At 66.6% G+C, this 25866-nt stretch carries 23 protein-coding genes; 15 read left to right on the top strand and 8 right to left on the bottom strand.

The genetic code is table 11. From position 1 onward, the window contains the following. Positions 1-2: 2 nt before the first annotated feature. Positions 3-1652: a choline dehydrogenase gene (gene betA, locus QMG28_RS11235; RefSeq protein WP_281842395.1), complete on the top strand. Its 1650-nt coding sequence runs from the start codon at positions 3-5 to the stop codon at positions 1650-1652. Between the two features lie 95 nt (positions 1653-1747). Next, entirely contained in the window at positions 1748-1984 is a 237-nt protein-coding gene (locus QMG28_RS11230; protein WP_281842394.1) for an HP1242/YdcH family protein, read from the top strand. A 295-nt stretch (positions 1985-2279) separates the two neighbouring features. Here the strand turns inward: QMG28_RS11230 and QMG28_RS11225 are convergent, their stop codons facing one another. From QMG28_RS11225 to QMG28_RS11215, 3 genes are all read right to left on the bottom strand, one after another. Next, complete coding sequence (locus QMG28_RS11225; protein ID WP_281842393.1) at positions 2280-3059, bottom strand: alpha/beta hydrolase; 780 nt, start codon at positions 3057-3059, stop codon at positions 2280-2282. After that, positions 3059-4450: a helix-turn-helix domain-containing protein gene (locus QMG28_RS11220; RefSeq protein ID WP_281842392.1), complete on the bottom strand. Its 1392-nt coding sequence runs from the start codon at positions 4448-4450 to the stop codon at positions 3059-3061. Before QMG28_RS11220 ends, QMG28_RS11225 begins: the two co-directional genes overlap by 1 nt. Before the next feature lie 74 nt (positions 4451-4524). Next, positions 4525-5742, bottom strand: coding sequence for a multidrug effflux MFS transporter (locus QMG28_RS11215; RefSeq protein ID WP_281842391.1), 1218 nt, complete (start codon positions 5740-5742; stop codon positions 4525-4527). A gap of 208 nt (positions 5743-5950) precedes the next feature. Between QMG28_RS11215 and QMG28_RS11210 the strand changes: the two genes are divergently transcribed. The 6 genes from QMG28_RS11210 (at position 5951) to QMG28_RS11185 (ending at position 12330) form a co-directional block, all read left to right on the top strand. Beyond that, positions 5951-7483, top strand: a complete 1533-nt coding sequence (locus tag QMG28_RS11210; protein WP_281842390.1) for an acyl-CoA carboxylase subunit beta — start codon at positions 5951-5953, stop codon at positions 7481-7483. A gap of 17 nt (positions 7484-7500) precedes the next feature. Further along, a complete protein-coding gene (locus QMG28_RS11205) occupies positions 7501-7914 on the top strand; it encodes a DUF6497 family protein (RefSeq protein ID WP_281842389.1) in 414 nt (137 codons plus the stop codon). Between the two features lie 16 nt (positions 7915-7930). After that, a complete protein-coding gene (locus QMG28_RS11200) occupies positions 7931-8302 on the top strand; it encodes a hypothetical protein (protein ID WP_281842572.1) in 372 nt (123 codons plus the stop codon). Between the two features lie 293 nt (positions 8303-8595). Beyond that, complete coding sequence (locus QMG28_RS11195) at positions 8596-10596, top strand: acetyl-CoA carboxylase biotin carboxylase subunit (RefSeq protein ID WP_281842388.1); 2001 nt, start codon at positions 8596-8598, stop codon at positions 10594-10596. Between the two features lies 1 nt (position 10597). Then, on the top strand, positions 10598-11467 hold the full coding sequence (locus tag QMG28_RS11190; RefSeq protein WP_281842387.1) for a hypothetical protein: 870 nt from the start codon (positions 10598-10600) through the stop codon (positions 11465-11467). Continuing rightward, a complete protein-coding gene (locus tag QMG28_RS11185) occupies positions 11467-12330 on the top strand; it encodes a hypothetical protein (RefSeq protein ID WP_281842386.1) in 864 nt (287 codons plus the stop codon). The genes QMG28_RS11190 and QMG28_RS11185 overlap by 1 nt, the downstream gene beginning before the upstream one ends. Before the next feature lie 10 nt (positions 12331-12340). Here QMG28_RS11185 and QMG28_RS11180 read toward each other — a convergent pair whose 3' ends face one another. Next, positions 12341-12790, bottom strand: a complete 450-nt coding sequence (locus tag QMG28_RS11180) for a DUF4174 domain-containing protein (RefSeq protein ID WP_281842385.1) — start codon at positions 12788-12790, stop codon at positions 12341-12343. A 66-nt stretch (positions 12791-12856) separates the two neighbouring features. On the opposite strand from QMG28_RS11180, the gene scpA reads away from it, so the two are divergent. Continuing rightward, positions 12857-14989 (top strand): methylmalonyl-CoA mutase, encoded by a 2133-nt coding sequence (scpA, locus tag QMG28_RS11175; protein ID WP_281842384.1) that lies wholly within the window; start codon positions 12857-12859, stop codon positions 14987-14989. A gap of 27 nt (positions 14990-15016) precedes the next feature. Further along, a complete protein-coding gene (locus QMG28_RS11170) occupies positions 15017-15946 on the top strand; it encodes a ketopantoate reductase family protein (protein ID WP_281842383.1) in 930 nt (309 codons plus the stop codon). Positions 15947-15962: 16 nt separating this feature from the next. Here QMG28_RS11170 and nhaA read toward each other — a convergent pair whose 3' ends face one another. Beyond that, a complete protein-coding gene (nhaA, locus tag QMG28_RS11165) occupies positions 15963-17150 on the bottom strand; it encodes a Na+/H+ antiporter NhaA (RefSeq protein ID WP_281842382.1) in 1188 nt (395 codons plus the stop codon). A 121-nt stretch (positions 17151-17271) separates the two neighbouring features. Between nhaA and QMG28_RS11160 the strand changes: the two genes are divergently transcribed. The 5 genes from QMG28_RS11160 (at position 17272) to QMG28_RS11140 (ending at position 20923) form a co-directional block, all read left to right on the top strand. Beyond that, complete coding sequence (locus QMG28_RS11160) at positions 17272-17883, top strand: VOC family protein (RefSeq protein ID WP_281842381.1); 612 nt, start codon at positions 17272-17274, stop codon at positions 17881-17883. Beyond that, positions 17880-18365, top strand: coding sequence for a GNAT family N-acetyltransferase (locus QMG28_RS11155; RefSeq protein WP_281842380.1), 486 nt, complete (start codon positions 17880-17882; stop codon positions 18363-18365). The genes QMG28_RS11160 and QMG28_RS11155 overlap by 4 nt, the downstream gene beginning before the upstream one ends. A 9-nt stretch (positions 18366-18374) precedes the next feature. After that, on the top strand, positions 18375-19055 hold the full coding sequence (locus QMG28_RS11150; RefSeq protein ID WP_281842379.1) for a molecular chaperone DjiA: 681 nt from the start codon (positions 18375-18377) through the stop codon (positions 19053-19055). Between the two features lie 69 nt (positions 19056-19124). Then, positions 19125-20156, top strand: a complete 1032-nt coding sequence (locus tag QMG28_RS11145; RefSeq protein ID WP_281842571.1) for an endonuclease/exonuclease/phosphatase family protein — start codon at positions 19125-19127, stop codon at positions 20154-20156. Between the two features lie 461 nt (positions 20157-20617). Then, positions 20618-20923 (top strand): AAA+ family ATPase, encoded by a 306-nt coding sequence (locus QMG28_RS11140; RefSeq protein WP_281842378.1) that lies wholly within the window; start codon positions 20618-20620, stop codon positions 20921-20923. A 10-nt stretch (positions 20924-20933) separates the two neighbouring features. On the opposite strand, the gene QMG28_RS11135 is transcribed toward QMG28_RS11140, so the two are convergent. The 3 genes from QMG28_RS11135 to QMG28_RS11125 all read right to left on the bottom strand — a co-directional run bounded on the left by QMG28_RS11135 (position 20934) and on the right by QMG28_RS11125 (position 25768). Beyond that, a complete protein-coding gene (locus QMG28_RS11135; protein WP_281842377.1) occupies positions 20934-22472 on the bottom strand; it encodes a Ppx/GppA family phosphatase in 1539 nt (512 codons plus the stop codon). A 68-nt stretch (positions 22473-22540) separates the two neighbouring features. Next, entirely contained in the window at positions 22541-23473 is a 933-nt protein-coding gene (locus QMG28_RS11130) for a calcium/sodium antiporter (protein ID WP_281842376.1), read from the bottom strand. A 93-nt stretch (positions 23474-23566) separates the two neighbouring features. Continuing rightward, the gene (locus tag QMG28_RS11125) at positions 23567-25768 is read right to left on the bottom strand and encodes an RNA degradosome polyphosphate kinase (RefSeq protein WP_281842375.1); all 2202 of its coding nucleotides are present in this window, start codon (positions 25766-25768) and stop codon (positions 23567-23569) included. Positions 25769-25866 lie beyond the last annotated feature (98 nt).

Raw genomic sequence — 25866 nt, 5'->3', positions numbered from 1 at the left:
GGGTGGCGAGCGATTACGTCATCGTCGGGTCGGGAAGCGCCGGGGCGGCGCTGGCCTACCGGCTGGCCGAAGCGGGGCGCTCGGTGACCATCGTCGAGGCCGGCGGCAGCGATATCGGGCCGTTCATCCAGATGCCCGGTGCGCTCTCCTACCCGATGAACATGGCGCGCTATGACTGGGGCTATGAAAGCGAGCCGGAGCCTGCGCTCAACAACCGCCGCCTGGTGGTGCCGCGCGGCAAGGTGCTGGGCGGCTCGTCTTCGGTGAACGGCATGGTCTGGGTGCGCGGCCATGCCCGCGACTTCGACCATTGGGCAGAGCAGGGCGCGGCGGGCTGGAGCTGGGCCGATATCGCCCCCTATTACCGCCGTATGGAGCACTGGCACGGGCCCGGGGCCTCGGACTGGCGCGGTGATGACGGGCCGATGCATATCCGACGCGCCCGGCAGTGGAACCCGCTGATGCACGCATTCGTCGAGGCGGGGCGGCAGGCCGGCTACCCGGTGACGGAGGATTACAACGGGGCGCAGCAGGAAGGCTTCGGCGCGTTTGACATGTCGGTCCACAAGGGGCGGCGATGGTCGACCGCCAACGCCTATCTGCGGCCCGCGCTGAAGACCGGGCGGGTGACGATCGTGAAGGGGCTGGCGCGCCGGGTGGTGATCGAGAACGGGCGGGCGACCGGCGTCGAGGTGGCGACGCGCGGCGGGGTGCAGGTGATCGGCGCGGCGCGCGAAGTGGTGCTGTCGGCCTCGTCGATCAACACGCCGAAGCTGCTCATGCTTTCCGGCATCGGCCCGGCGGCGCATCTGGCCGGACACGGCATCGCACAGGTGGCCGACCGGCCCGGCGTGGGGCAGAACCTGCAGGATCACCTCGAAGTCTATGTGCAATATGCGGCGCAGAAGCCGATCACGCTCTATCGGTACTGGAACCTGCCCGGCAAGGCGCTGATCGGCGCGCAATGGCTGTTTACCAGGACCGGGCACGGCGCGTCGAACCAGTTCGAAAGCTGCGGCTTCATCCGCTCGGCCGCCGGCATCGACTACCCCGATATCCAGTTTCACTTCCTGCCCATCGCCGTGCGCTACGATGGCAAGGCGGCGGCGGAGGGCCACGGCTTTCAGATCCATACCGGGCCGATGCGCTCGCGCTCGCGCGGCGCTGTCACCCTGCGCTCGGCCCGGCCCGAAGACCCGCCTGAGATCCGCTTCAACTATATGAGCCACGACGATGACTGGACCACCTTCCGCGCCGTCCTGCGGCTGACGCGCGAGATCGCCACGCAGCCGGCGCTGGCGGAGCATGTGAAACACGAGATCCAGCCCGGCGATGCGCTGCAGAGCGACGACGCGCTTGACGGTTTCATCCGCGACCATGCCGAGAGCGCCTTTCACCCCTGCGGCACCGCGCGGATGGGTGCGGCGGACGATCCGATGGCGGTGGTGGACCCGGAGCTGCGGGTGATCGGCGTGGCGGGGCTGCGGGTGGCCGATTCGTCGGTTTTTCCGCGCGTGACCAACGGCAACACCAATGCGCCCTCGATCCTCGTCGGCGAAAAGGCGGCCGACCATATGCTGGGCCGCGATCCGCTGCCGCGCGACGGGCGCGCGCCCTGGATCCACCCCGATTGGCGGCAGGCGCAGCGCTGAGGGGAAAAGCCGCTGTTCTTGATCCGGGTCAAAGTTGCCCCCAATCATGGGGCATAGGCTCGGGGCAACAGAACAGAAAACGGAGGGCCCTGCCAATGTCCGAGCTTATGCACGAACTCGCTGACGAATTCCCTGAACATGTCGAGAAAATGGAAGCGCTGAAGGCTTCCGACAAAGCATTTGCCAAGCTTTATAACGACTATCACGAGATCAATCGCCAGGTGATCGAGGCCGAAACGCTCGAACGCCCGACCGATCATTTTCACGAGGAGGAGCTGAAGAAGCAGCGCGCGACGCTGAAAGACGAGATTTATCGGATCCTCTCCGCCTGAGACCGGCGCATCGCTGCGACAGATCCGGCCCCGCTTGGCGCGGGGCCGTTTGTTTTTTGGGTTGGTGGTTCGAGGGGTTGGTAAGGTTTGCGAAAGATGTGACCGGAATTTTAGCGTCAGGCGTTTGTCAATATTCTGAAAATAAAAGAAAAAATAGCAACACCAGGATTCTAGTGCTCTAGAATCCTGGTGTTGCTCCGGCCGGATGTGGAACCGGCTGTTCCGGCCCGTGGAATCGGGCTCCCAGGCCGCATGTCGGGCCGATTGCGCTGCGGCGACTTGTGTCGAGCGCGGCTCAGAACCGGGCGAGGAAGGCATAGAGTTCGCGCTGGGCGTCGGCTTGCCAGACATCCACATGACCCGCGCCGGGCACCAGGTAGAGGCGTTTGTCGGGGCCGGGCGCGGCGGCGAGCAGGCTGCGGCTCATCGCCGGCGGCACCAGCGGATCGTCGGCGCCGTGCAGGATCAGGAGCGGGGCCGGGACATTGGCGATGCGCTCAAGGCTCGGCCAGCGGGATGTGAGCAGGCGGGCCAGCGCGGCGCTGCCGTAGAGCCGGGCCGACATCCCGGCGAGCGAGGTGAAGGGCGCTTCCAGCACCAGCGCGGCGGGCGGCGAGGTTTCGGCGAGCGCGATCGCCACTGCCGCGCCGAGGCTTTCGCCGTAGTAGATCACCGGGGCCGGGCCGGTGAGTGCGGGAAGCTGCGCGGCCAGCATCCTCGCGTCGTCGATCAGGGTGGCTTCGGTTGGTTTTCCGCTGGAGCCGGACGAGCCGCGATAGCCTGGCGCCACCACGCCAAAGCCGCGCGCGGTGAAGGCGGCGAAACGCCCGGCGCGCATCGCCAGATTGCCGGCATTGCCGTGAAAGTAGAGCACCACCGGCTTGCCCGGCGCGGGCGGGGCGGACCACATGACCAGCGTCTCGCCATCGGCGGTGGTGAGCGTGGTTTCGCTGAGCCCGGCGGGCGGGGCGTCGCGCAGGGGTGTGAACGGGTAGAGCACCGCCCGCTCCAGCGCCCCGGATGCGGCGAACAGGCCAAGCCCGATCAGCAGGACCGCGACGAGCCCGCGCAGCATCAGCGCGCTACTTCGTAGGGCAGCACGCCGCGCGCATCGGGGTCGATGGTGAGCTTGCGTTCCAGCGGCGGCACCGAGCGCTGGTGGCAATTGGTGCGCTCGCAGATCCGGCAGGAAATGCCGATCGGTTCGAAGGCGGCGGTGTTGGTCACGTCGAGATCGTCGGCGTAGACGAGGCTCTCGGCATGTTTGACCTCGCAGCCCAGCGAGATCGCGTAGCGGCGCACCGGGGCGGTGAAGGAACCGCCGGGCTTCGACACGTCGCGGGCGAGCGAGATGTAGCGCACCCCGTCGGGGGTTTGGGCGAGCTGGCGCAGGAAGCGGCCGGGCGTCTCGAAGGCCTGGTGCACGTTCCACAAGGGGCAGGCGCCGCCGAAGCGGGCGAATTGCAGCCGTGTGGCGGAGTGACGCTTGGTGATCGTGCCGGCCTGGTCGACGCGGACGAAATAGAACGGGATGCCCTTGGCGCCCGGACGCTGCATGGTCGAGAGCCGGTGGGCGATCTGTTCGATCGAGGCGCCGAAGATGTCGGCCAGCCGCTCAAGGTCGTGCCGGGTTGCGCGGGCGGCGTCGAGGAAGCGGGCATAGGGCATCAGCGCGGCGCCGGCGAAGTAGTTCGCCAGCCCGATCTTGGCGATCTGGCGCGCCTCGTCGGACTGGAAGCGGGCGAGGTCGAGCGTGGCTTCGAACAGGTCGTTCTGGGTGAGCAGGGCCACCTGGTGTAGAAGCTGGAAGCGGCGCGTGGAGGGCGGCGCGTAGGAGGACAGCGTGAGCCGCCCGGCGGCCCGGTCGAGCCCGCGCAATTGCTCGCTGGCGCCGGTCTCGACCGAAAGGCCCAGCCCCTCCAGCGTGGCGATGGCGGCGGCTTCGGGTGCGCCGTCGCGGGCGAAATGCTCGGCGGCGCGGTCGACCGCGTCGATGTAATTGTCGCAATAGTGGAAGAAGTCGCGCACCTCTTCCCAGGGGCTGGCCTGCAGCGGGCCGCCTTCGCGCCCCAGCGCCTCGTCGAGCGAGGCGAGGCGCTCGTGGCCCTGCCGGTAGGCGCGGTGCAGTTCGAGAAAGGCGCGCGCCAGTGCCGGGGCGTTGGAGGCGACGAGGCGCAGATCGGCCACCGGCGGCGCGGCATCGGCAAAGACCGGGTCGGCCATCGCCTCGCGCATGTCGGTCACCAGCCGCTCGGCATCGCCGGTGGAAAGCTCGGCCACGTCGAAGCCGAATTCCTGCGCCAGCGCCAGCACCACGCCGGTGGAGACCGGGCGGTTGTTGTTCTCCATCTGGTTGAGATAGGGCAGCGAGACGCCGAGCTTTTCGGCGAAGGCTTTCTGGGTCAAGCCGAGCCGTGCGCGGGTTTCGCGCAGTTTTACCCCGGCATAGAGCTTTTGCGTGGCCATGCGGTCCCTCCCTTTGCAAATGTGACGGGTAGTCTTTGCAAAGCGCCCTGTCCAGAGGCGACGGGGCTGCGGGGCTAGACTGCGCCGACGCGGGCCGCGCGGCGCATCACCAGCAGGATGGAGACGACGGAGAGAAACGAGGAGGTGAGCATCAGCGCGAGCAGCGGCCAGGGGCCGGTTTCGACGCTGAGCACCATGCCCGACAGTGCCGACAGCGCCGCACCGCCGCCGATCATCATCGCGCCGCCGAGGCCGGAGGCCGAGCCCGCAAGCTGCGGGCGCACGCTCAGCGTGCCGGAGGTTGCGTTGGGCATCACCATGCCGTTGCCGAAGCCGAACGGTATCATGAGGCCGAAAAAGATCAGCGGATGCGTAAACCCGGCGAGGTGCAGCAGCAACGAAATGATGAGGCAGGTGGTTGGCACAAGGGTGCCGATGAGGATCATCCGGTCGATCCCGAACCGTGCCGAATAGCGGCCAGCCACGCCGTTGCCGACCAGATAGCCGAGCGCCGGTGCGCCGAAGAACAAGCCCAGCCGGGCGGGGTCGAGGTGGTGGATTTCGGTGCCGACGAAGGGCGCGCCGCCGAGATAGGCGAAGAACGCGCCCGAGGCGAACATTGCAACGGCGGAGTACCCCCAGAACCGGGGCGAGGTGAGCAATTCGGGATATTCCGCGATCTGCGCCCGCAACCCGCCCGAGCGCCGCGCGGCGGTCTCGCCAAGATCGTGCCAGAGCAGCCAGGTGACCAGGGCGCCGAGGATGAAGAGCAGCCAGAAGTTCGCCTGCCATCCGAAGGCCGCATCGAGCAACCCGCCGACCATCGGCGCCAGCATCGGCACCACCGCCATGCCCATGGTGACATAGGCGATCATCGAGGCCGCCTTGTCGGCTGGCACCATGTCGCGTACCACGGCGCGGCTCAGCACCATACCGACACTCACCGCGGCCTGCACCATGCGGAAGGCGAGGAAGATTTCCGCCGTGGGGGCGAAGACGCAGCCCAGCGAGGCGATTACGAAGATGGCGAACGACACCAGCAGCACCGGGCGGCGGCCATAACGGTCGGAGATCGGGCCGACCAGCACCTGCAACACGGCGTTCATCGCGAGGTAGAGCGCGATGGAGAGCTGCATCAGCCGGTAATCGGCCTCGAAATAGGCGGTCATCCCCGGCAGCGAGGGCAGGAAAATGTTCATCGACAGCGCCGAGAGCCCTGTAATCAGCGTGAGCGTCAGGATATGTGGCGGGGTGGTGCGGTCGAGAAACCGGGTACGTATCTGATCTTCCATCAATCCCGGTTACGCGCGGTGGGTGGGATTGTCGAGATGCGACGCGATCCGACCGGCATTGAACAAGGCTATCTGCCACTTTGATAAAGACTATTTGCAGATTTGCGATTTGCAGTATGGCCTCCGCAATACATTTGCAAATACGCCCGAAATCGCTTTGGTTCGCGCCCGCCGCCCGCTAGGTTGCGCTGAAATCGAGGAGGCCCCCATGAAAGATATTCTCCAGGAGCTGGAAGACCGCCGCGCCGTGGCGCGCAAGGGCGGTGGCGACCGCCGGATCGAGGCGCAGCATTCCAAGGGCAAGCTGACGGCGCGCGAGCGTATCGAGCTGTTGCTCGACGAGGGCTCCTTTGAGGAGTTCGACATGTTCAAGGCGCATCGCGCCACCGAGTTCGCGATGCAGGAAACCCAGATCCCGGGCGATGGTGTGGTCACCGGCTGGGGCACGATCAATGGCCGGCTCGTCTATGTCTTTTCTCAGGATTTCACGGTGTTCGGCGGCTCGCTCTCCGAAACCCATGCCGAAAAGATCGTCAAGATCATGGATATGGCGATGCAGAACGGCGCCCCGGTGATCGGGCTGAACGATTCGGGCGGCGCGCGGATTCAGGAGGGCGTCGACAGCCTCGCCGGCTATGCCGAAGTGTTTCAGCGCAACATCATGGCCTCGGGCGTGGTGCCGCAGATCAGCGTGATCATGGGCCCCTGCGCCGGTGGCGCGGTCTATTCCCCGGCGATGACCGATTTCATCTTCATGGTGCGCGATTCGTCCTACATGTTCGTCACCGGCCCCGATGTGGTGAAAACGGTGACCAACGAGGTGGTGACGGCGGAAGAGCTGGGCGGCGCCTCGACCCATACGAAGAAGTCTTCCGTGGCCGATGGCGCCTTCGACAACGATGTCGAGGCGATGAACGAGATCCGCCGTCTGTTCGATTTTCTGCCGCTCAACAACCGCGACGGCGTGCCGGTGCGCCCCTTCTTCGATGCGCCCGACCGGATCGAGGAGAGCCTCGATACGCTGATCCCCGACAATCCGAACCAGCCCTACGATATGAAGGAGCTGATCCACAAAATCGCAGACGAGGGCGATTTTTACGAAATTCAGGAAGCCTTCGCGGGCAATATCATCACCGGGTTCTTCCGCCTCGAAGGCCGCACCGTGGGTGTGGTGGCGAACCAGCCGATGGTGCTGGCGGGCGTGCTCGACATCGATTCGAGCCGCAAGGCCGCGCGCTTCGTGCGGTTTTGCGATGCCTTTGAAATTCCGATCCTGACGCTGGTCGATGTGCCGGGCTTCCTGCCGGGCACGTCTCAGGAATATGGCGGCGTGATCAAGCACGGCGCCAAGCTGCTCTTTGCCTATGGCGAGGCGACGGTGCCGAAGGTGACGGTGATCACCCGCAAAGCCTATGGCGGGGCCTATGACGTGATGGCGTCGAAGCATCTGCGCGGCGATTTCAACTATGCCTGGCCCACCGCCGAGATCGCGGTGATGGGGGCCAAGGGCGCGGTGGAGATCCTCTACCGCTCCGAGCTTGGCGACCGGGAGAAGATCCAGAAGCGCCAGAAGGATTACGAAGACCGCTTCGCCAATCCCTTCGTCGCCGCCGAGCGGGGCTTCATCGACGAGGTGATCCAGCCGCATTCGACCCGCAAGCGCGTGGCGCGCGCCTTTGCCAGCCTGCGGGGCAAGAAGCTTCAGAACCCCTGGAAGAAGCACGACAACATCCCGCTCTGAGCGGGCGGGGAGGGATCATGATCGTTGGGAGGAGAGCCGGGGCCACGTTGCTGGCGGCGCTCGTCGCCGCCCCGGCGCTGGCCGAGGGGGCCGGGGGCATTGCGCTGCCATCGGGCCGCGAGGTGACCTTTCACGATGTGATCTGGGGCGAGCCGGGGCCATCGGGGCTGACTGTGCGCTTTCGCTTCCTGGAGGAAAACCTCGCCGGCATCGTCGATGCGGTGCCTTATGACGAAATCGAGGCCGATATGCATTTTCTCTGCGAGAGCTATGCGCTTTCCCGCATCTCCAATATCGGCCCGCAGCCGCACACGGTGATGATCTCGGTCTCCGACCGTCCGGTGGAGTTCGGCGAGGCCGACCCGGACGCCACGCAGATCTTCGAGGCGTACCGCCCCGAGGACGGGGCCTGTGTCTGGGAGGGGTTCTGACATGGCGCTGCCCTATATGCTCAAGCACCGGGGATTTCCGGGCCGCTATCCGGGCACGGACTTCCAGTTCACCATCCGGCGGGCCAATCCCAAGGGAATCACGCCGCTCACCCGGCGCGAGCGCTATGCCGACCGCAGAAAGCTCGACCGGCAGGTGGACGAGGCGTTCATGGCCGCATTGTGGGAATATTTCGGCGAGGAGCCGTTTGAGCGGGGCAATCTCGATGCCGGGCGACTCAGCTGGCTGTTCGGCCGCGAGGTGGTGCCGGCGGAAGAACCGTTCGATCCGGCCAGCTATGAGGCAATGCTGAAAATCGACATTGACCGCGCGCAAGCCTCTTTTCCTGAGGTGTTCGCGGAAGGTTCTGCCTGGGATTGGGACGAATGAGCATGTTTTTGCCTGTTCTTTCGGGTTATTGGCAAAGCCCCGCGCAAAAGGCCGCCGGCGGCCAGGTGCGCTGTTCACGGCCCGCGATCGCTGTCATGGTCGACGGCGTGGCAGGGGCTTTATCCCGGCTTCCTGCCTGGTTTAGTCAAACCGTTACCCTTCCCCTTCTGCCCGGTCTGCTTCCCCCCGAAGCAGGCCGGGTCTTTTCGTATGCGCTCCCCCGCAGCGGGGTCGAGCGCGCCACAGCCATGCGCGGCGCTGCCGCCAAGAGACATCACTGAGAGGAACGGGACATGTTCAAGAAGATCCTGATTGCCAACCGGGGCGAGATCGCCTGCCGTGTGATCAAGACCGCCCGCAAGATGGGCATCAAGACGGTGGCGATCTATTCCGACGCCGACCGCAACGCGCTGCATGTGCAGATGGCCGACGAGGCGGTGCATATCGGCCCGCCGCCGGCCAACCAATCCTACATCGTGATCGACAAGGTGATGGCGGCGATCAAGGGGTCGGGCGCCGAGGCGGTGCATCCGGGCTATGGCTTCCTGTCGGAAAACGCCCGCTTCGCCGAGGCGCTGGACGCGGCGGGCGTGGCCTTCGTCGGCCCGCCGGTGAAGGCGATCGAGGCGATGGGCGACAAGATCACCTCGAAGAAGATCGCGCAGGAGGCGGGCGTGAGCACGGTGCCGGGCTATATGGGCCTGATCGACACCGCCGACGACGCGGTGCGCATCGCCGGCGAGATCGGCTATCCGGTGATGATCAAGGCCAGCGCCGGCGGCGGCGGCAAGGGGATGCGGATCGCCTGGAACGACGAGGAATGCCGCGAGGGCTTTCAGTCGTCGAAGAACGAGGCGGCGAGCTCCTTCGGCGATGACCGGATTTTCATTGAAAAATTCGTCACCCAGCCGCGCCATATCGAGATTCAGGTGCTCTGCGATGCGCATGGCAACGGCATCTATCTGGGCGAGCGTGAATGCTCGATCCAGCGGCGCAACCAGAAGGTGATCGAAGAGGCGCCGTCGCCGTTCCTCGACGACGCCACCCGCAAGGCGATGGGCGAGCAGGCCGTGGCGCTCGCCAAGGCGGTGGGCTATACCAGCGCCGGCACGGTGGAATTCATCGTCGACGGCGCGCGCAACTTCTACTTCCTCGAAATGAACACCCGCCTGCAGGTGGAGCACCCGGTGACCGAGTTGATCACCGGCGTCGATCTTGTCGAGCAGATGATCCGCGTGGCCAATGGCGAGGCGCTGACGATCACGCAGGACGATGTGAAGCTGAATGGCTGGGCGATGGAAAGCCGCCTTTATGCGGAAGACCCGTATCGCAATTTCCTGCCCTCGATCGGCCGCCTGACCCGTTACCGCCCGCCCGAGGAAGTGGCGGACGACGCCCATGTGGTGCGCAACGATACCGGCGTTTACGAGGGCGGCGAGATCAGCATGTATTACGACCCGATGATCGCCAAGCTCTGCACCTGGGGGCCGAGCCGGGGCGAGGCCATCGAGCATATGCGCAATGCGCTCGACAGTTTCGAGGTGGAAGGGATCGGGCATAACCTGCCCTTCCTCTCGGCGGTGATGGACCACCCCAAATTCGTCTCGGGCGACATGACCACCGCCTTTATCGCGGAAGAATACCCCGAGGGCTTCGACGGCGTGACGCTGCCGCAGGAGGCGCTGCAGCGTGTGGCCGCCGCGGTGGCCGCGATGTTCCGGGTGGACGAGATTCGCCGCACCCGCATCTCGGGCCGGATGGACAACCATTCGCGCCGCGTCGGCAAGGAATGGGTGGTGACGCTTCAGGGCGAGAGCTTCGAAGTGAAGGTGAAGGCCGACAAGAAGGGCTCGACCGTGAAGTTCATCGACGGCACCAAGCTGCGCGTCACCTCCGACTGGACGCCGGGCGATCCGCTGGCGGTGCTGGACGCGGGGGGCGAACCCCTTGTGCTCAAGGTGGGCCGGATCGACGCGGGCTACCGCATCCGCACCCGGGGCGCTGATCTCAAGGTCTATGTCCGCACGCCGCGTCAGGCCGAGCTGGCCACGCTGATGCCGGAGAAGATGCCGCCCGACACCTCCAAAATGCTGCTCTGCCCCATGCCCGGCCTGATCGTGAAGGTCGATGTGCAGGAGGGCGACGAGGTGCAGGAGGGGCAGGCGCTCTGCACCGTCGAGGCGATGAAGATGGAGAATATCCTGCGCGCCGAACGCAAGGCGGTGGTGACGCGGATCAATGTCGAGGCGGGCGACAGCCTTGGCGTCGACGAGGTGATCATGGAGTTCGAATAGGGTGGACCTGCTGCTCCATATCGGCGCCCACCGCACCGGCACGACCGCGATGCAGGATATGCTCGCGGCCAACCGGGCAGTGCTGGAGGCGGCGGGGATCAGCGCCCTCGTCCATGCCGATCTGGAGCGCGAGGTGCGCGGCTTTGCCCGTATTCCCCGGCGCGAGGGCTGGGACGGGATTCGCGCCCGCCTCGACGCCGCCACCGAGGGTGCGGCGCAGGTGCTGATTTCCGACGAAAACATGATCGGCGATATGGGCTGGAACATCCGCTCCGGCAGTTTCTACTGGCGGGCGAAGAAAAAGCTGGAAGCCTACCGCGATTTCTTCGCCGCCGATCCCAGGCGCATCGGCCTGGGCATCCGCAGCTATGAAAGCTACTGGATCTCGGCCCATGCCATCGAGCTGACCTATCGCGACGTGACCAAAGACGGCGTGGTGCGCTTTGACGAGGCGCGTGCCGGGATGGCCGGGGCCCTGCGCGGCTGGCGCGATCTGGTGGCCGATATCCGCGCCGTGTTTCCGGCGAGCGAAATCCTGGTCTGGCCGGTCGAGGCGGCCCTGCCGGTGGGGCGGATCATGGCAAGGCTGACCGGGATGGACCTGCCGCTTACGCCGCCACCGCAGAAGGTGAACGCCGCGCCGGATGCCCGGCTGATCCCGGCAATGGAAGACAAACGCGCCGCCGAGCCGGGCCTCAGGCGCGCGGCGATGTGGGACTGGCTGAAAACCCAGGCCCCGCGCCCCTTCGCGGGCTTCGACGAGGATCAGCGCGCCCATATGGCGGAGCGCTACGCCGCCGATCTGGCGGCGCTGGAACAGGGCTTTGCCGGGGCCGAGCTTCTGGCCCATGTCGAGCCGGGAGCGGCGTGATGGAGCTGTTTCTGCATCTCGGCGCCCATCGCACCGGATCGACGGCCTTTCAGCGCACGCTGAAGCGCAATGGCGATGTGCTGGCGGCGGCAGGCACCGCCTATTGGGGGCCGGAATGGATGCGCGGGCGGGATCATCTGATGCTGCGCGACAATGGCCGGTTCGATACCGGGGCGGAGGCGGCGGTGGCGGAGGACCTTGCCGCGACGGGCGCGGCCCGGCTCATCGTTTCGGACGAAAACATTCTCGGCTCGATGCGCCGCAATCTGCTTGAAGGCGGGTTTTACGCCGGAGCCGTGGCGCGGCTTGTGGCCTATTGCAGCCATCTCGGCATGGAGCCTGCCCGTATCGGCCTCGGCATCCGCGACTATGCGGCCTATTGGGTCTCGGCCTACAGCTATCTGCTGCCGGCAAAGCCCTTGCCGGATTTCGCCGCGCTGAAACCGGCGCTGCTGGCGCCCGACCGGGGCTGGCGCGAGGTGATCGCCGATCTGCGCGGGCTGTTTCCACGGGCCGAAATCATGGTTTGGCCGCTGGAAGCGGTGCAGGGGCGGATGCGCGCGCTGGTGGCGCGCTTCGCGGACCAGACGCCGCAAAGGCTGCGCGGGGTGGAAAAGCGGATCAACACGGCGCCCGGCCTTGCGGCGATTCCGGCGGTGCGGGCGATCCGCGCGGCGGAGCCGGACCTGAACGGCGCCCAGATGCGGGCACGGCTGGCGGAGATGGATCTGGCTGGCGCACCTGCGCCGGAGCTGTTTACCGGGGCCGAGCGGCGCGCGCTGGCGGCCCGCTATGCCGAGGATTGTGCCGCGCTGGCGGCGGGCTTTGCCGATGTGCGCTATCTTGCGGAGGGGCGGATATGAGCGCCGCGCGTCATGGCCTTGCGCGCTGGTCGCGCAATTCCTGCTGCCGGAGCGGCATCTTGTCGATCGAGCGGGAGATTTCGCGCACGTCCCAGGGCAGGGGCTTGCGCAGATATTTGAACCCGTCCTTGCCGATCAGCACGAAATCGAAGCCGCGCGGGCGCAGCTCTTCGCGGATCGGCGAGCGGGCGGCCGGGTCGGTATCTGTGATCACAATCACGTCACGTTCGATAAGATCGCCGGGCCGGTCCTCGATATACCCCATTTGCTGGATGAAGCGCGGATCGTTCGGGCTGTCGGCAAACACCACGAGAAGCCGGGATTGCCAGAGGAAATCGCCCAGAACCTGCGTTCCGGCTTCTGTGATCACAAGCTCCGGCGCCCCTTCGGCGCCTTGCGCGGCGGCAGGGGTGGCAAGGCTGGCGGCGAGGGCGGCGGCAGCGGCCAAGGCTTTGAACATACGGGCTCCTTTGCCCCAGAATATAGGCGCGCCGGCGCCCGACACAATGCACGAAGGAGAGTGCGGATGACCGACAAGAACAACTGGAAGGCATTGGCCGAGAAGGAATTGCGGGGCCGCCCGCTTGACGATCTGACCTGGAACACGCCCGAAGGGATCGCGGTGCAGCCGCTTTACACCGCCGAAGACGCCGACGGCCTGCCGCAGACCGGCGGCCTGCCGGGCATCGCGCCCTTCACCCGTGGCCCGCGCGCGACGATGTATACCGGCCGGCCCTGGACGATCCGCCAATATGCCGGGTTCTCGACTGCCGAGGAGAGTAATGCCTTCTACCGCAAGGCGCTGGCGGCGGGGCAGCAGGGCGTGTCGGTCGCCTTCGATCTGGCCACCCACCGGGGCTATGACAGCGACCATGAGCGCGTGGTCGGCGATGTGGGCAAGGCGGGCGTGGCCATCGACTCGGTCGAGGACATGAAGATCCTGTTCGACGGTATTCCGCTCGGCGAGGTCAGCGTGAGCATGACGATGAATGGCGCGGTGATCCCGATCCTCGCCAGTTTCATCGTCGCGGGTGAGGAGCAGGGGGTGGACCGGGCGCAGCTTTCGGGGACGATCCAGAACGACATTCTCAAGGAGTTCATGGTTCGCAACACCTATATCTACCCGCCCGAGCCCTCGATGCGGATCGTGTCGGACATCATCGAGTTCACCTCGACCGACATGCCGCGCTTCAACTCGATCTCGATCAGCGGCTATCACATGCAGGAAGCCGGGGCGAACCTGGTGCAGGAGCTCGCCTTCACGCTGGCGGACGGGCGCGAATATGTGCGCGCGGCGATTGCGCGGGGGCTGGATGTGGATGCCTTCGCCGGGCGGCTCAGCTTCTTCTTCGCCATCGGCATGAATTTCTTCATGGAAGCCGCCAAGCTGCGCGCCGCGCGGTTCCTGTGGCACCGGATCATGTCGGAATTCGAGCCGAAAAAGCCGGGCTCGCTGATGCTGCGCACCCATTGCCAGACTTCGGGCGTTTCGCTGCAGGAACAAGACCCCTACAACAACGTGGTGCGCACCGCGTTCGAGGCGATGAGCGCGGTGCTGGGCGGCACCCAGTCGCTGCATACCAATGCCTTTGACGAGGCGATTGCGCTGCCCACCGAGTTTTCGGCCCGGATCGCGCGCAACACCCAACTGATTTTGCAAAATGAGACCGGGGTGACCAAGGTGGTCGATCCGCTCGCCGGCTCCTACTACGTCGAAAAGCTCACCGCCGATCTGATCGAGGAGGCGTGGAAGCTGATCGAAGAAGTCGACGCGATGGGCGGCATGACCAAGGCCGTCGCCACCGGGATGCCGAAGCTGCGCATCGAGGAAGCGGCGGCGCGGCGGCAGGCGGCGGTGGACCGGGGCGATGAGGTGATCGTCGGGGTCAACAAGTTCCGGCTCGAAAAGGAAGATCCGGTCGATATCCTCGATGTCGATAACGTTGCCGTGCGCGACAGTCAGATCCGGCGGCTGGAGCAGATCCGCGCCACCCGCGATCAGGCCGGCTGCGATGCGGCGCTGGCCGGTCTGGAGCAGGCCGCCCGCTCGGGCGAGGGCAACCTTCTGGCGCTGGCGGTCGAGGCCGCCCGGGCCCGGGCAACAGTGGGAGAGATTTCGATGGCGATGGAAAAAGCGTTCGGCCGTCACCGGGCCGAGGTGAAAACGCTCGCGGGTGTCTATGGCGCGGCTTACGAGGGCGACGAGGGCTTTGCCGCGATCCAGAAGGATGTGGAGGATTTCGCCACTGAAGAGGGGCGGCGGCCGCGGATGCTGGTGGTCAAGATGGGCCAGGACGGCCACGACCGGGGCGCCAAGGTGATTGCCACCGCCTTCGCCGATATCGGCTTCGACGTCGATGTCGGCCCGCTGTTTCAGACGCCGGAGGAAGCCGCGCAGGATGCGGTGGACAACGATGTGCACGTGGTCGGGATCAGCTCGCAGGCGGCGGGGCACAAGACGCTCGCGCCCAAGCTCATCGAGGCGCTGAAGGCGCAGGGGGCGGAGGATATCCTTGTCATCTGCGGCGGCGTGATCCCGCAGCAGGATTACGATTTCCTGAAAAAAGCCGGGGTCTCCGCCATCTTCGGGCCGGGCACCAATATCCCCGAGGCGGCCCGCGAGATCATGGGGCTGATCCGGGCCAATCGCAGGGCCTGACCAGTGGCGGCGCGGGCGGAGGTGAATATGAAGATCGCAATTCTGGGCGCGGGGGGCATCGGCGGCTATCTTGCCGCGCGCCTCGCCCGGGCCGGGCAGCCGGTGGCGCTGATCGCGCGCGGCGCCCATCTCGACGCGATACGGCAAAACGGGCTGCGCCTGATCGAGCCGGACGAGACGATCACGGTGCGCCCCGACATCCTCACCGACGATGTGACCGAGGTCGGCACGCCGGATGTGATCGTGGTGACCGTGAAGGCGCACCAGTTCGCCCCGGCGCTGCAGCAGATCGCGCCCGCCATCGGCGCGGGCACCCGGATCATGAGTGTGCAGAATGGCGTCGACGCGCCGGACCAGGCGGCGGAGGCCGTCGGGCGCGACCGGGTGCTGATCGGCGTGGCGCGGATCTTTTCCAATATCACCGCGCCGGGCGAGATCACCCGTTACGGGCCGATGCGCTCATTCACCATCGGCGATTACGAGGGGGCGCAGGGGGCGAATGGCGTGCCCGAGTTGCGCGCCGTGCTGGCGGCGGCTGGCGTGCTCTCGCCCGATTGCGCGAATGTCCGGGTCGATCTGTGGAAGAAGTTCATGCTGTTCAACGCGATTTCCAGCATGACGGCGGGCGCGCGCACCCGCGTGGGTGTGGTGCGTGCCTTGCCGGAGATGACGGCGCTGGCGCGGCGGCTGGTCACCGAGACCTGGCAGGTCGCGCGGGCCGAGGGTGTGGCGATGCCCGACAGCGCCATCGACGAGGTGTGGGATTTTTTCCAGAACACCCTGCCGGACGAGGCGCGCGCCTCGACCGCGCATGATCTGGAAGGCGGCATCCCGCTGGAGATCGACCATATCGCCGGGTCCGTCGCCCGCCGTGGCCGCGCGCTTGGCGTCGATGTGACGGCGAGCGAAACCATCGCCGCGTTGCTTGCGCCCTACAAGAACGGCGCGCCGGGCTGACGCCCGGCGCCCGGGATCATTCGGCGGGCGCCGCCTCGGCGTCGTCTCCGGTTTTGCGGCTGACCGACATCAGCACGCCGTAGCCGATCACCGCCGAGATCGCCGAGGCCGCGAGCACGCCCAGGCGCACCTCGTTCATCAAAGCCGGATCGCCATAGCTCAGCCCGCCGATGAACAGCGACATCGTGAAGCCGATCCCGGCCAGCGCCGACAGCCCGTAGATATGCGTCCAGGTGACGTTGTCGGGCAGCCGGGCAAGGCCGGATCTGACCATCAGCCAGGTCGCGCCGAAAACGCCGATCTGCTTGCCGAGCACCAGCCCCGCGACGATGCCGAGGGTGAGCGGCGAGGTGACCGCATCCGCCGTCATCCCCGACAGCGCGACGCCGGCATTGGCGAAGGCGAAGACCGGCACGATGAAGAAGGCCACCCAGGGCTCAAGCCCGTGCTCCATCGACTTCAGCGGCGAGGCGCCCCAGCGGTCTTTCAGCGGTACGAAGAAGGCGGTGACCACGCCGGCCAGCGTGGCATGGACGCCGGATTTCAGCACCAGCACCCAGAGCACGATGCCAAGGATCACGATCGGTGCCTTGCGGTGGCTGCCACGGGCGTTGAGCCAGCCCATCGCGGCCAGCGGGGCGAGGGCGAGCAGCAGGTAGAGCGGCTTGAGATGGGCGGTGTAGAACAGGGCGATGATCAGGATCGCGCCAAGGTCGTCGAGGATCGCCAGCGTCAGCAGGAACACCTTGAGCGCCGCGGGTGCGCGCGAGCCGACCAGCGCCAGCAGGCCGAGCGCGAAGGCGATATCGGTTGCCGCCGGGATCGCCCAGCCGGGCAAGGTTTCGGGCGAGGACCAGTTCATCGCGGCAAAGATCAGCGCGGGCACCGCCATGCCGCCGATGGCGGCGACGCCGGGCAGGGCCACGTCGGACAGCTTCTTGAGCTTGCCCTCCATCATCTCGCGCTTCAGTTCCAGCCCGATCAGGAAGAAGAAGATCGCCATCAGCCCGTCATTGATCCACAGGATCAGCGGCTTTTCCAGCCCCTCGCCGTTCAGCGTGATGGCCAGGTAACTGCCGAGCGTGGCGTCATAGAGCGGTGCGAAGGCGGAATTGGCCACGATCAGCGCGGCCACGGCGGCCGCCATCAGCATCACGCCACCGGCCGCCTCGTGTTTGAACAAGCGTTCGAGTTTTGAAATCATATCTGTCCCCGTTTGGTGTGACCTAGGGCGCCGGGCGCGGGGATCAAGTCAAACCTGTGCGGAGCGAGATAACAATTTCGTTTATCTGCCCGCCGTGGCAAGCTGGCCAAAAGGGAGAGACATGACCGGACGGATAGATCACCTCGTCGTCACCGCGCAGACGCTGGCGGCGGCCACGGCCCATGCCGAGGCGGCGCTGGCGCTTGGCCTGGGCGCGGGCGGGGCGCATGAAAAGATGGGCACCCATAACCGGCTGCTCTCGCTCGGCGCCGAGGATTACCTGGAGGCGATCGCGCCCGATCCGGCGGCCACCGCGCCGGCGCATCCGCGCTGGTTCGGGCTTGACGCGCCGGGGGCGCCGCGGCTGTCGCACTGGGTGCTGCGGGTTGAGGATATGGAGGCGGCGCTGGCCGAGGCGCCGGAGGAGATCGGCCCGGCGGTGGCGATGGAGCGGGGGCCCTACCGCTGGCGCATCACCGTGCCCGGCGCGGGCGGTCCGCCCTTTGGCGGGATGTTCCCCGCCCTCATCGCCTGGGATACGCCGCCGCCCGCCCCGGCGCTGCCGGATGCCGGGGCGCGGCTCGTCCGGCTCAGTGTCAGCCATCCGCGCGCGGGGGCGCTTGGCTGGGCGTTGTCGATGCTCACCAGCGACGACCGGCTGGTGGTCCATGAGGGGCCGGCGGGCCTGTCGGCGCTGATCCATACAAGCGCGGGCGAAAGGATGCTGACATGATCGTCGAGGCCGGAGCCCGGCATGCCAGCGGCATTGCCGCGGTCTGGAACCCGGTGATCCGCGACAGCGCGATCACCTTCAATGCCGAGGAAAAGAGCGAAAACGAGCTTGTACGCCTGATCGTGACGCGGATCGACGCGGGCCATGGCTTTTTCGTCGCCGAGGAGGCGGGCGAGGTGCTGGGCTTCGCCACCTATGCGCAGTTTCGTGGTGGCGTGGGCTATGCCCGCGCGATGGAGCACACGGTGATCCTCGCGCCCGAGGCGCGTGGCAAGGGGCTGGGCCGGGCACTGATGGCGGCGGTCGAGGATCATGCCCGGGCGCGCGGGGTGCATTCGATGACCGGCGGCATCTCGGGCGAGAACGAGGCGGGCATCGCCTTTCATGCCGCGCTCGGCTACGGCGAGGTGGCGCGGGTGCCTCAGGTGGGCTGGAAATTCGACCGCTGGATGGACCTCGTGCTGATGCAGAAGTTCCTGTAGAACGGGGCGATGTCACTCTGGACCCGCATCACCGATGCGCTCTCGGCGCTTGCCGCTGGCGAAAGCCTCGCGGAAGTGTTTTCGCGCCTGCGCACGCCGCCGGAACGCTCGGCCGCCTTCGCCATCGCGGTGATCGCGCTGGGCGCGAAGATGGCCAAGGCCGACGGACAGGTGACGCGGGGCGAGGTTTCGGCGTTCCGCGAGGTGTTCACCATCCCGAAGGCGGAGGAGAAGAACGCCGCGCGCGTCTTCAACCTCGCGCGCACCGACGTGGCCGGATACGAGCAATATGCCCAGAAGATCGCCGGGCTGTTCGGGCGCAACGACCCGGCTTTGTGCGACCTGCTGGAAGGGCTGTTCTATATCGCGATGGCGGATGGCGAATATCACCCGGCGGAAGACGACTTTCTGTCGCGCGTCGCGGCGATTTTCGGCGTCGACGAGCGTTCGTTCCGTTCGCTGCGCGCCCGGTTCGTGCCCGATGCCGCGCCCGATCCCTATGCCGTTCTGGGAGTGACCCCCGATGCGCCGCTCGACGAGGTGCGCAAGGCGTGGCGGGCGCAGGTCCGCGCCTCGCATCCCGACCAGCTCATCGCCCGCGGCGTGCCCGAGGAGGCGGTGAAGATCGCCGAAAAGCACATGATCGCCGTGAACCGGGCCTGGGAAGAGATCCAGGAAGAGCGGGCGTAGCGGCGCCATCGGTTGCGGCGCTGCGGCCCCCGGCATAGGCTCCGGGCGGATGTCACGGAGGGGCTCATGCTGCGGATCGCCACCTATAATGTCGAGTGGTTCAACGCGCTGTTCGACGACGAGGGCACCTTGCTGGAAGACCATGAATGGTCGGCCCGGCAGGATGTGAAGCGGGGCGACCAGCTTGGCGCGCTCGGCATCGTCTTTACCGCGCTCGACGCCGACGCGGTGATGGTGATCGAGGCCCCCGACGACAACCGCCACCGCTCGACGGTGCGGGCGCTGGAAAACTTCGCCCATGCCTACGGCCTGCGGGCGCGCCAGGCGCTGCTCGGCTTTCGCAACAGCACGCAGCAGGAAATCGCGCTGCTCTATAACCCCGATGTGTTCAGGGCCGTGCACGATCCGCAGGGCGACGAAACCGGCAAGAAGGGCGCGCGCGATGCGCCGCGCTTTGACGGGGTGTTTCGTTTCGATGTCGATATCGACGCCAAGCCCGACCTCATCACCTTTTCCAAGCCGCCGCTCGAAGTGCGGCTGGAGGTGAAGGAGACGGGCCGGATATTGCGCCTGATCGGCGTGCATGTGAAATCCAAGGCGCCGATCGGCGCCGACAGCCCCGACGAGGTGATGCGCCTGTCGATCGACAACCGGCGCAAGCAGCTTGCCCAATGCGTCTGGCTGCGCCAGCGCGTCGATCAGCACCTGGCCGCGGGCGACCCGGTGATCGTGCTCGGCGATTTCAATGACGGCCCCGGCCTCGACGAATATGAAAAGCTGTTCGGCCGTTCCGGGGTGGAGATCGTGCTGGGCGAGAACAGCGAGCCGGAGCTCTACGACCCGCATGCCCGCATGGCGCTGGGCCGCCGGGTGGGGGCGATGCCGGTGACGGCGCGCTTCTACATCCATCAGGAAAAGCGCTACCTGCAGGCCCTGCTCGACTACGTGATGGTCTCGTCCGACATTCTGCGCGATGCCGCGCCGCGCTGGCGGATCTGGCATCCGTTCGACGACCCGGTCTGCTATCACACGCTCGAACTGCGCGAGGCGCTGCTGACGGCGTCGGACCACTTCCCGGTCTCGGTCGATCTGACGCTGTAGGGCGGGCGCCGGGAAAGGGCGCTGGTGACTCTGGAAATCCGGATTTCTTGATCTCTATTGTCGTTTTGTATCAATGGCATAGGTGGGAAATGCTCGTTAACGGGGTGCTGACGAGGGCGTGCCGCGCCGATGACCCTGCTGTTCGCCGGCGGCGCAGCAGGTCTGATGGCCGGCAACATCGGGTGACGTTTCGGTCCCGTCTGATCCGGCGCGGTCGTTGGCAGGGGCACGGACCGGTGCGGCCGGTGGGATCGGGGCCGGTGGGCGGCCAAGGCTGGCGAGGCTTTGGCTGCGAGACCCCGGAAATCCAGAAATCCGGATTTCTGGAGTCTGTTTCATCTGTAAAATCAATGGCATGAATGGACATTTATCCTTTACGACAGGTTCATCCACGATCCGTGCCCGCGCTGCTGCCACGCCCGGGGCTTCACACCGCGCCGGCGCATCCCCACATATCGGGCATGAAACACAGCAGCCCATTTCCCGGTCTTCTCCTTGCCGGCGGCCTTGCGCTGGCGCCGGCCATCGCGCTGGCGCAGGACGAAACGCCGCCCGCCAATCCCGATATCGCGCAAGGGGCCGAGCAGCTCTCGGAAGGGCTGAAGCTTCTGTTGCGGGGGCTGATGGCGGAAGGCGAGGAGGGCTGGCAGAACCTGACCGACTGGCTTGACGATCTCAGCGCCTACGACGCGCCGGAGCGGCTGCCCAATGGCGATATCATCATCCGCCGGAAAGTGCCGCTGCCCGAGGCGCAGACCGAGCTGTGAGCCGCGCGCCCTAGCCGCGCACGCGCACCACCGTTTCGGCCCCGAGCGCCTGGGCCAGCGAGGCAAAGCGCGCCTCGGCCACCTCGCCGAACAGATCGGCCGCTTCCGGCCTGATCGTCAGATGCAGTTCGCGCTTTTTCGGAAACCACCTGAGCGTGGCCTTTTCATGCGGTTTGTCGACCGCGAACATCGCCCCGAAGCGCATCGCCTTGCCGAGCACCTCGGCCTTGGCCAGATCCTTCTCGGCGAGGATCGAGAAGATCTCCTTGAAGTGGCAATCCTCGCGGCTTGATTTGTAGCGGTGCAGCAGCGCCACGCCGAGAAACACCCGTTCCTCATGGGTCATGCCGCCAAGGTTGGCGCGCGTGGCCGCCTCGAAGGTGACCTCGTGGCGGTAATCGGGATGGGCGCGCCAGCTTACGTCATGCATCAGGCAGGCGGCCTTGACGATCCGCCGCCTTGCCGGGCTTTCGGATTTGAACAGCGGGTAGAGGAAGGCGAAGAGATGCTTGCCGAAGCCGGGCAGGCGGGCGTCTTTCTTCTCGTAGAAGCGGCAGGCTTCGATCAGCGGATCGCGCTGGCGCAGCCGTTCGGGCATCTGTTCGTACAGCAGCCCCTCGCGGATGCCATAGGCCGAGATCGCGATTTCCTTCGGGTGGAAGGTGCGGATCAGCCGTTTCAGCACCAGCGCTGCCACCGGCACCAGCGCCATCCGCGCCGAGGAGGTGGAGGTGAGCGCGCGGGCTTCCTCCAGATCGGTGCTTGCGATCCAGTCGAGCGTCTTGCCGAGCTCCTTCGGCGTCATCCGGTATTCGTGCAGCACCCAGAGCGGGTAGCCCCGGCGCAGCATGTCGAGCTTGGCGATGGCGCGCCACGAACCGCCGACGAGGTAGAGCCGGCGGTGATCGGTGCCCATCTCGGCGGCAAGCCCCTCGATCACCGTTTTGATATGGGCTTTCAGCGCCTTCTTTCCGCCCTTCATTCCGGCGAGCTTGAGCGGGCCGAGCCCGGACGTGACGCGCTTGCTCACCGTGCCGTCGGCGATCTGGGCCAGTTCCATCGACGAGCCGCCGATATCGCACATCAGCCCCGAAGCGCCGGGCCAGCCCAGCAGCACGCCCTGCGCCGAGAGCCGGGCCTCTTCCTCGCCGTCGATCACGTAGAGCTTGATGCCGGTCGCGCGCTCGACCTCGGCGCGGAAGGCCGGCCCGTCTTCCGCATCGCGCACCGCGGCGGTGGCGACGGCGGAAAGCGGCGGCAGTTTCATCCCTTCGGCGATCAGCTTGAAGCGCTTGATCGCGGCCATTGCCCGCACCCGGCCCTCGGGGTTCAGCCGCCCGGTTTCGTTGATGCCGGCGCCGAGGCCGCAGAGGATTTTTTCGTTGAAGAAATAGGCCGGGCTGCGCGCCGCGCCGTCGAACACCACGAGGCGGACCGAGTTGGAGCCCACATCGAGCACGCCGACCCGGCCCAGTGCCCGGGATTCGGGGTCTTCGAACAGGGGGCGTCCGAAGGGCCCCCAGTCTTCACGCGCTTCGCTGCCGTCCATGATTCCCCCGGTCAGGTCCGGGACCGTTATCGCAAGCACCGGCCCGCAGGGTCAACGCCGTGCAGCTTTCATGCCGCAAGGGCAAGCCAGCCGGTATAGGCGGCATAGGCGCCCAGCATTGCCGTGCCTTCGGCCCGGCTGACGCGCCCGCCGGTGAAGGTCGCCAGCGCCAGCGCCCCGGTGGCGGCGAGCATCATCCAGATGTCGAAGGCGACGATTTCGGCGGGCACCGGCAGCGGGTGCACCAGCGCCGTCACGCCGAGAATGCCGAGGATGTTGTAGATATTGGAGCCGACGACGTTGCCGAAGGCGATATCGCCCTGGCGGCGGAACGCGGCGACAAGCGCGGTTACGAGCTCCGGCAGCGAGGTGCCCACCGCCACCACGGTCAGCCCGATCACCGTGTCGGATACGCCCCAGGCCTGCGCCAGCTCCGTTGCTGCGCCGACGAGAAGCCGCGCGCCGAGGATGGTGACGGCGATGCCCAGGAGCGCCAGCAACGCCGGTCGCGCCAGTCCGCCCTGTTGGTCCTCCGGGGCGCTTGCCTCCGCGGGGACCGCGCGCTTTTCCAGCCAGTAGGCGGTGGCGACATAGGCGATCAGCCCGGCCAGCAGCAGCGCACCCGCGGGCCGCGACAGGCTGCCGAGCAGGACCACGGCAAGCGCGGCCAGTGAGGCGAGTGCCAGCGCCGTCCCGTCACGCCGAAACGCCCGCGTCTCGACGGTGACGGGCGCGATCACCGCCGCCGCACCGAGGATGAGCAGGATATTGGCGATGTTGGAGCCGACAACATTGCCGATGGCGATGCCCGGCGCGCCGGAAAAAGCTGCGTCGAGCGAGGTCACGAGTTCGGGTGTCGACGTGCCAAATCCCACCACGGTGAGGCCGACGAGAAGCGGCGAAACCCCCAGCCGCGCGGCCAGCGTCACGGCCCCCCGCACGAGGATATCGCCGCCGATGACGAGCAGCGCGAGCCCGGCGGCGAGGAAGAGATAGCTCATGGCAGGCGCGTCATACCTCCGGGCCGGCGCCGCAATGCGCGTGCCAGGCACAGCGCATCAGATCGGTGCGCCCGGCGGGCCTTTCAAGCCCCGCTAGTCGTGGCTGTGCGCCAGTTCCGGCACGTCTTTCGCGCCCGCCGAGCCGCGGCCCGAGAGCGAGGGGTTTTCCATGAAGAAGCGGTGGCAGCTGAAGGGCTGCTCCACGTCCGAAAGGTCGGGCCGCTGGAAGCTGCCATCGGGCTGCATCACCCAGCTTTGCGCGATGTCATGCAGATTGGCGGCCATCACCTGGCTCACGATCTGCGCTTTCACCGTGGCGTTGGTCACCTCCACCAGCGTCTCGACCCGGCGGTTGAGGTTGCGCCCCATCCAGTCGGCGGACGACATGTAGACCTTCGCCTTTTTCGACGGCAGGCCATGGCCGTTGCCGAAGCAGACGATCCGGCTGTGTTCGAGGAAGCGGCCGACCACGGATTTGACCCGGATATTCTCGCTGAGCCCCTTGATCCCCGGCCTCAGCCCGCAGATGCCGCGCACCACGAGGGTGATCTTCACCCCCTTCTGGCTGGCGGCATAGAGCGCGTCGATCACGTCTTCCTCGATCAGCGAGTTCATCTTGGCCCAGATCTCGGCGGGCTTGCCCTCTTCGGCATATTTCGCCTCCTCGCCGATCCGCTGGATCAGGGTGGATTTGAGCGTGATCGGGCTGATCGCCAGCTTTTCCAGCTTCTCCGGCTGGGCATAGCCCGAGAGGTAGTTGAACACCCGAGTCGCATCGCGCCCGAGGGCGGCATCGCAGGTGAACAGGCTGAGATCGGTGTAGATCTTGGCCGTGATCGGGTGGTAGTTGCCGGTGCCGAAATGAGTGTAGGTGACCAGATCGTCACCCTCGCGGCGCACCACGGTCGAGATCTTGGCGTGGGTCTTGTAATGCATGAAACCGTAGACCACATGCGCGCCCGCCCGTTCCAGCCGGCGCGACTGGCGGATATTGGCGGCCTCGTCGAACCGGGCCTTGAGTTCCACCAGCGCCGTCACCGATTTGCCCGCTTCCGCCGCCTCGCAGAGCGCGCTCACGATGGGCGAATGGCGCGAGGTGCGGTAGAGCGTCTGCTTGATCGCCACCACGTTCGGGTCGAGGGCGGCCTGTTCGAGAAAGCGCACCACGAGATCGAAGGTCTCGTAAGGATGGTGCAGCAGCAGGTCTTTCTGGCGGATCGCGGCGAAGATGTCGCCCTGGTGGTCCTCGACCCGCTCCGGCACGCGCGGGGTGTAGGAGGGCCAGAGCAGATCGGGCCGCTCGTCGATCACCAGTTCCGACAGATCCGCCATGCCGATCAGCCCTTCGACCTCGACGATCTCGTCTTCCGTCACGTGCAATTCGCGGCTGACCATGTTGCGCAGGTCCGAGGGCGCGCCGGCGGAGATCTTCATCCGGATCACCTCGCCCCGGCGGCGGCGTTTGAGTGCGGTCTCGAATTCGCGCACCAGGTCTTCGGCCTCGTCCTCGACTTCCATGTCGCTGTCACGCAGCACGCGGAAGGCGCAGCTTCCCTTTTCCTCGTAGCCGGGAAAGAGCTGGTCGATGAACAGAAGCAGCAGGCCTTCCAGCGGCAGGAAGCGGGCCACGCCCTCGTCGGCGGGCAGGCGCACGAAGCGGTCGATCTGGTGCGGGATCGGCAGGAGCGCCTTCAGCTTGCGCCCGTCGGTGCGCCGCTGCAGTTCCAGCGCCAGCGCGAAGCCGGTATTGGGGATGAACGGGAAGGGGTGGGCCGGGTCGATCGCCAGCGGCGAGAGCACGGGAAAAACGCGGCTGATGAACACGTCTTCGAGATAGGTTTCATCCTCCTTCGACAGCGTCTCGCGGGTGCAGAGCACGATCCCCTCGCGCTGCATCTCGGAAGAGAGCGCATCGAACACCGCCTGCTGATGCGCCATCAGGCGGCGGGCATCGGCGTTGATCAGCACGAGTTGCTCGGCGGGGGTGAGCCCGTCGATCGAGGGGCTGGTGTTACCCTCGCGGGCCAGCTCGCGCAGACCCGCCACGCGGACGGTGTAGAATTCATCGAGATTGGTGGCCGAGATCGAGACGAAGCGCAGCCGTTCGAGCAGCGGCACGCGCGGATTTTCCGCCTCTTCCAGCACCCGCCAGTTGAAGCCGAGCCAGGACAGCTCGCGGTTGAAGAACCGCTTCGGCCCTTCCGTCTCTTCCGGCGCGAGCGTGACGGCCGCCGGAAACTCGGTTTCGAGGAAATCGGCGTTGATCGGGGCGGGGGCAGGGGCGTCGAGTGTCATGGCTGCTCTGTAGGCGAATAATCGTAGCGGATTAATGACGTTATGCGCTTTGCGGCGGCGGAAATCCAGCTTCGGGCGGGAACGGCCTGCCGGGCGGG

The sequence above is a fragment of the Sinisalibacter aestuarii genome (genome assembly GCF_027923545.1).
Classification (GTDB): Bacteria; Pseudomonadota; Alphaproteobacteria; order Rhodobacterales; family Rhodobacteraceae; genus Sinisalibacter; species Sinisalibacter aestuarii.
Note: the sequence above shows the minus strand (reverse complement) of the source record. Positions and strands in the feature narration are given on the sequence as shown.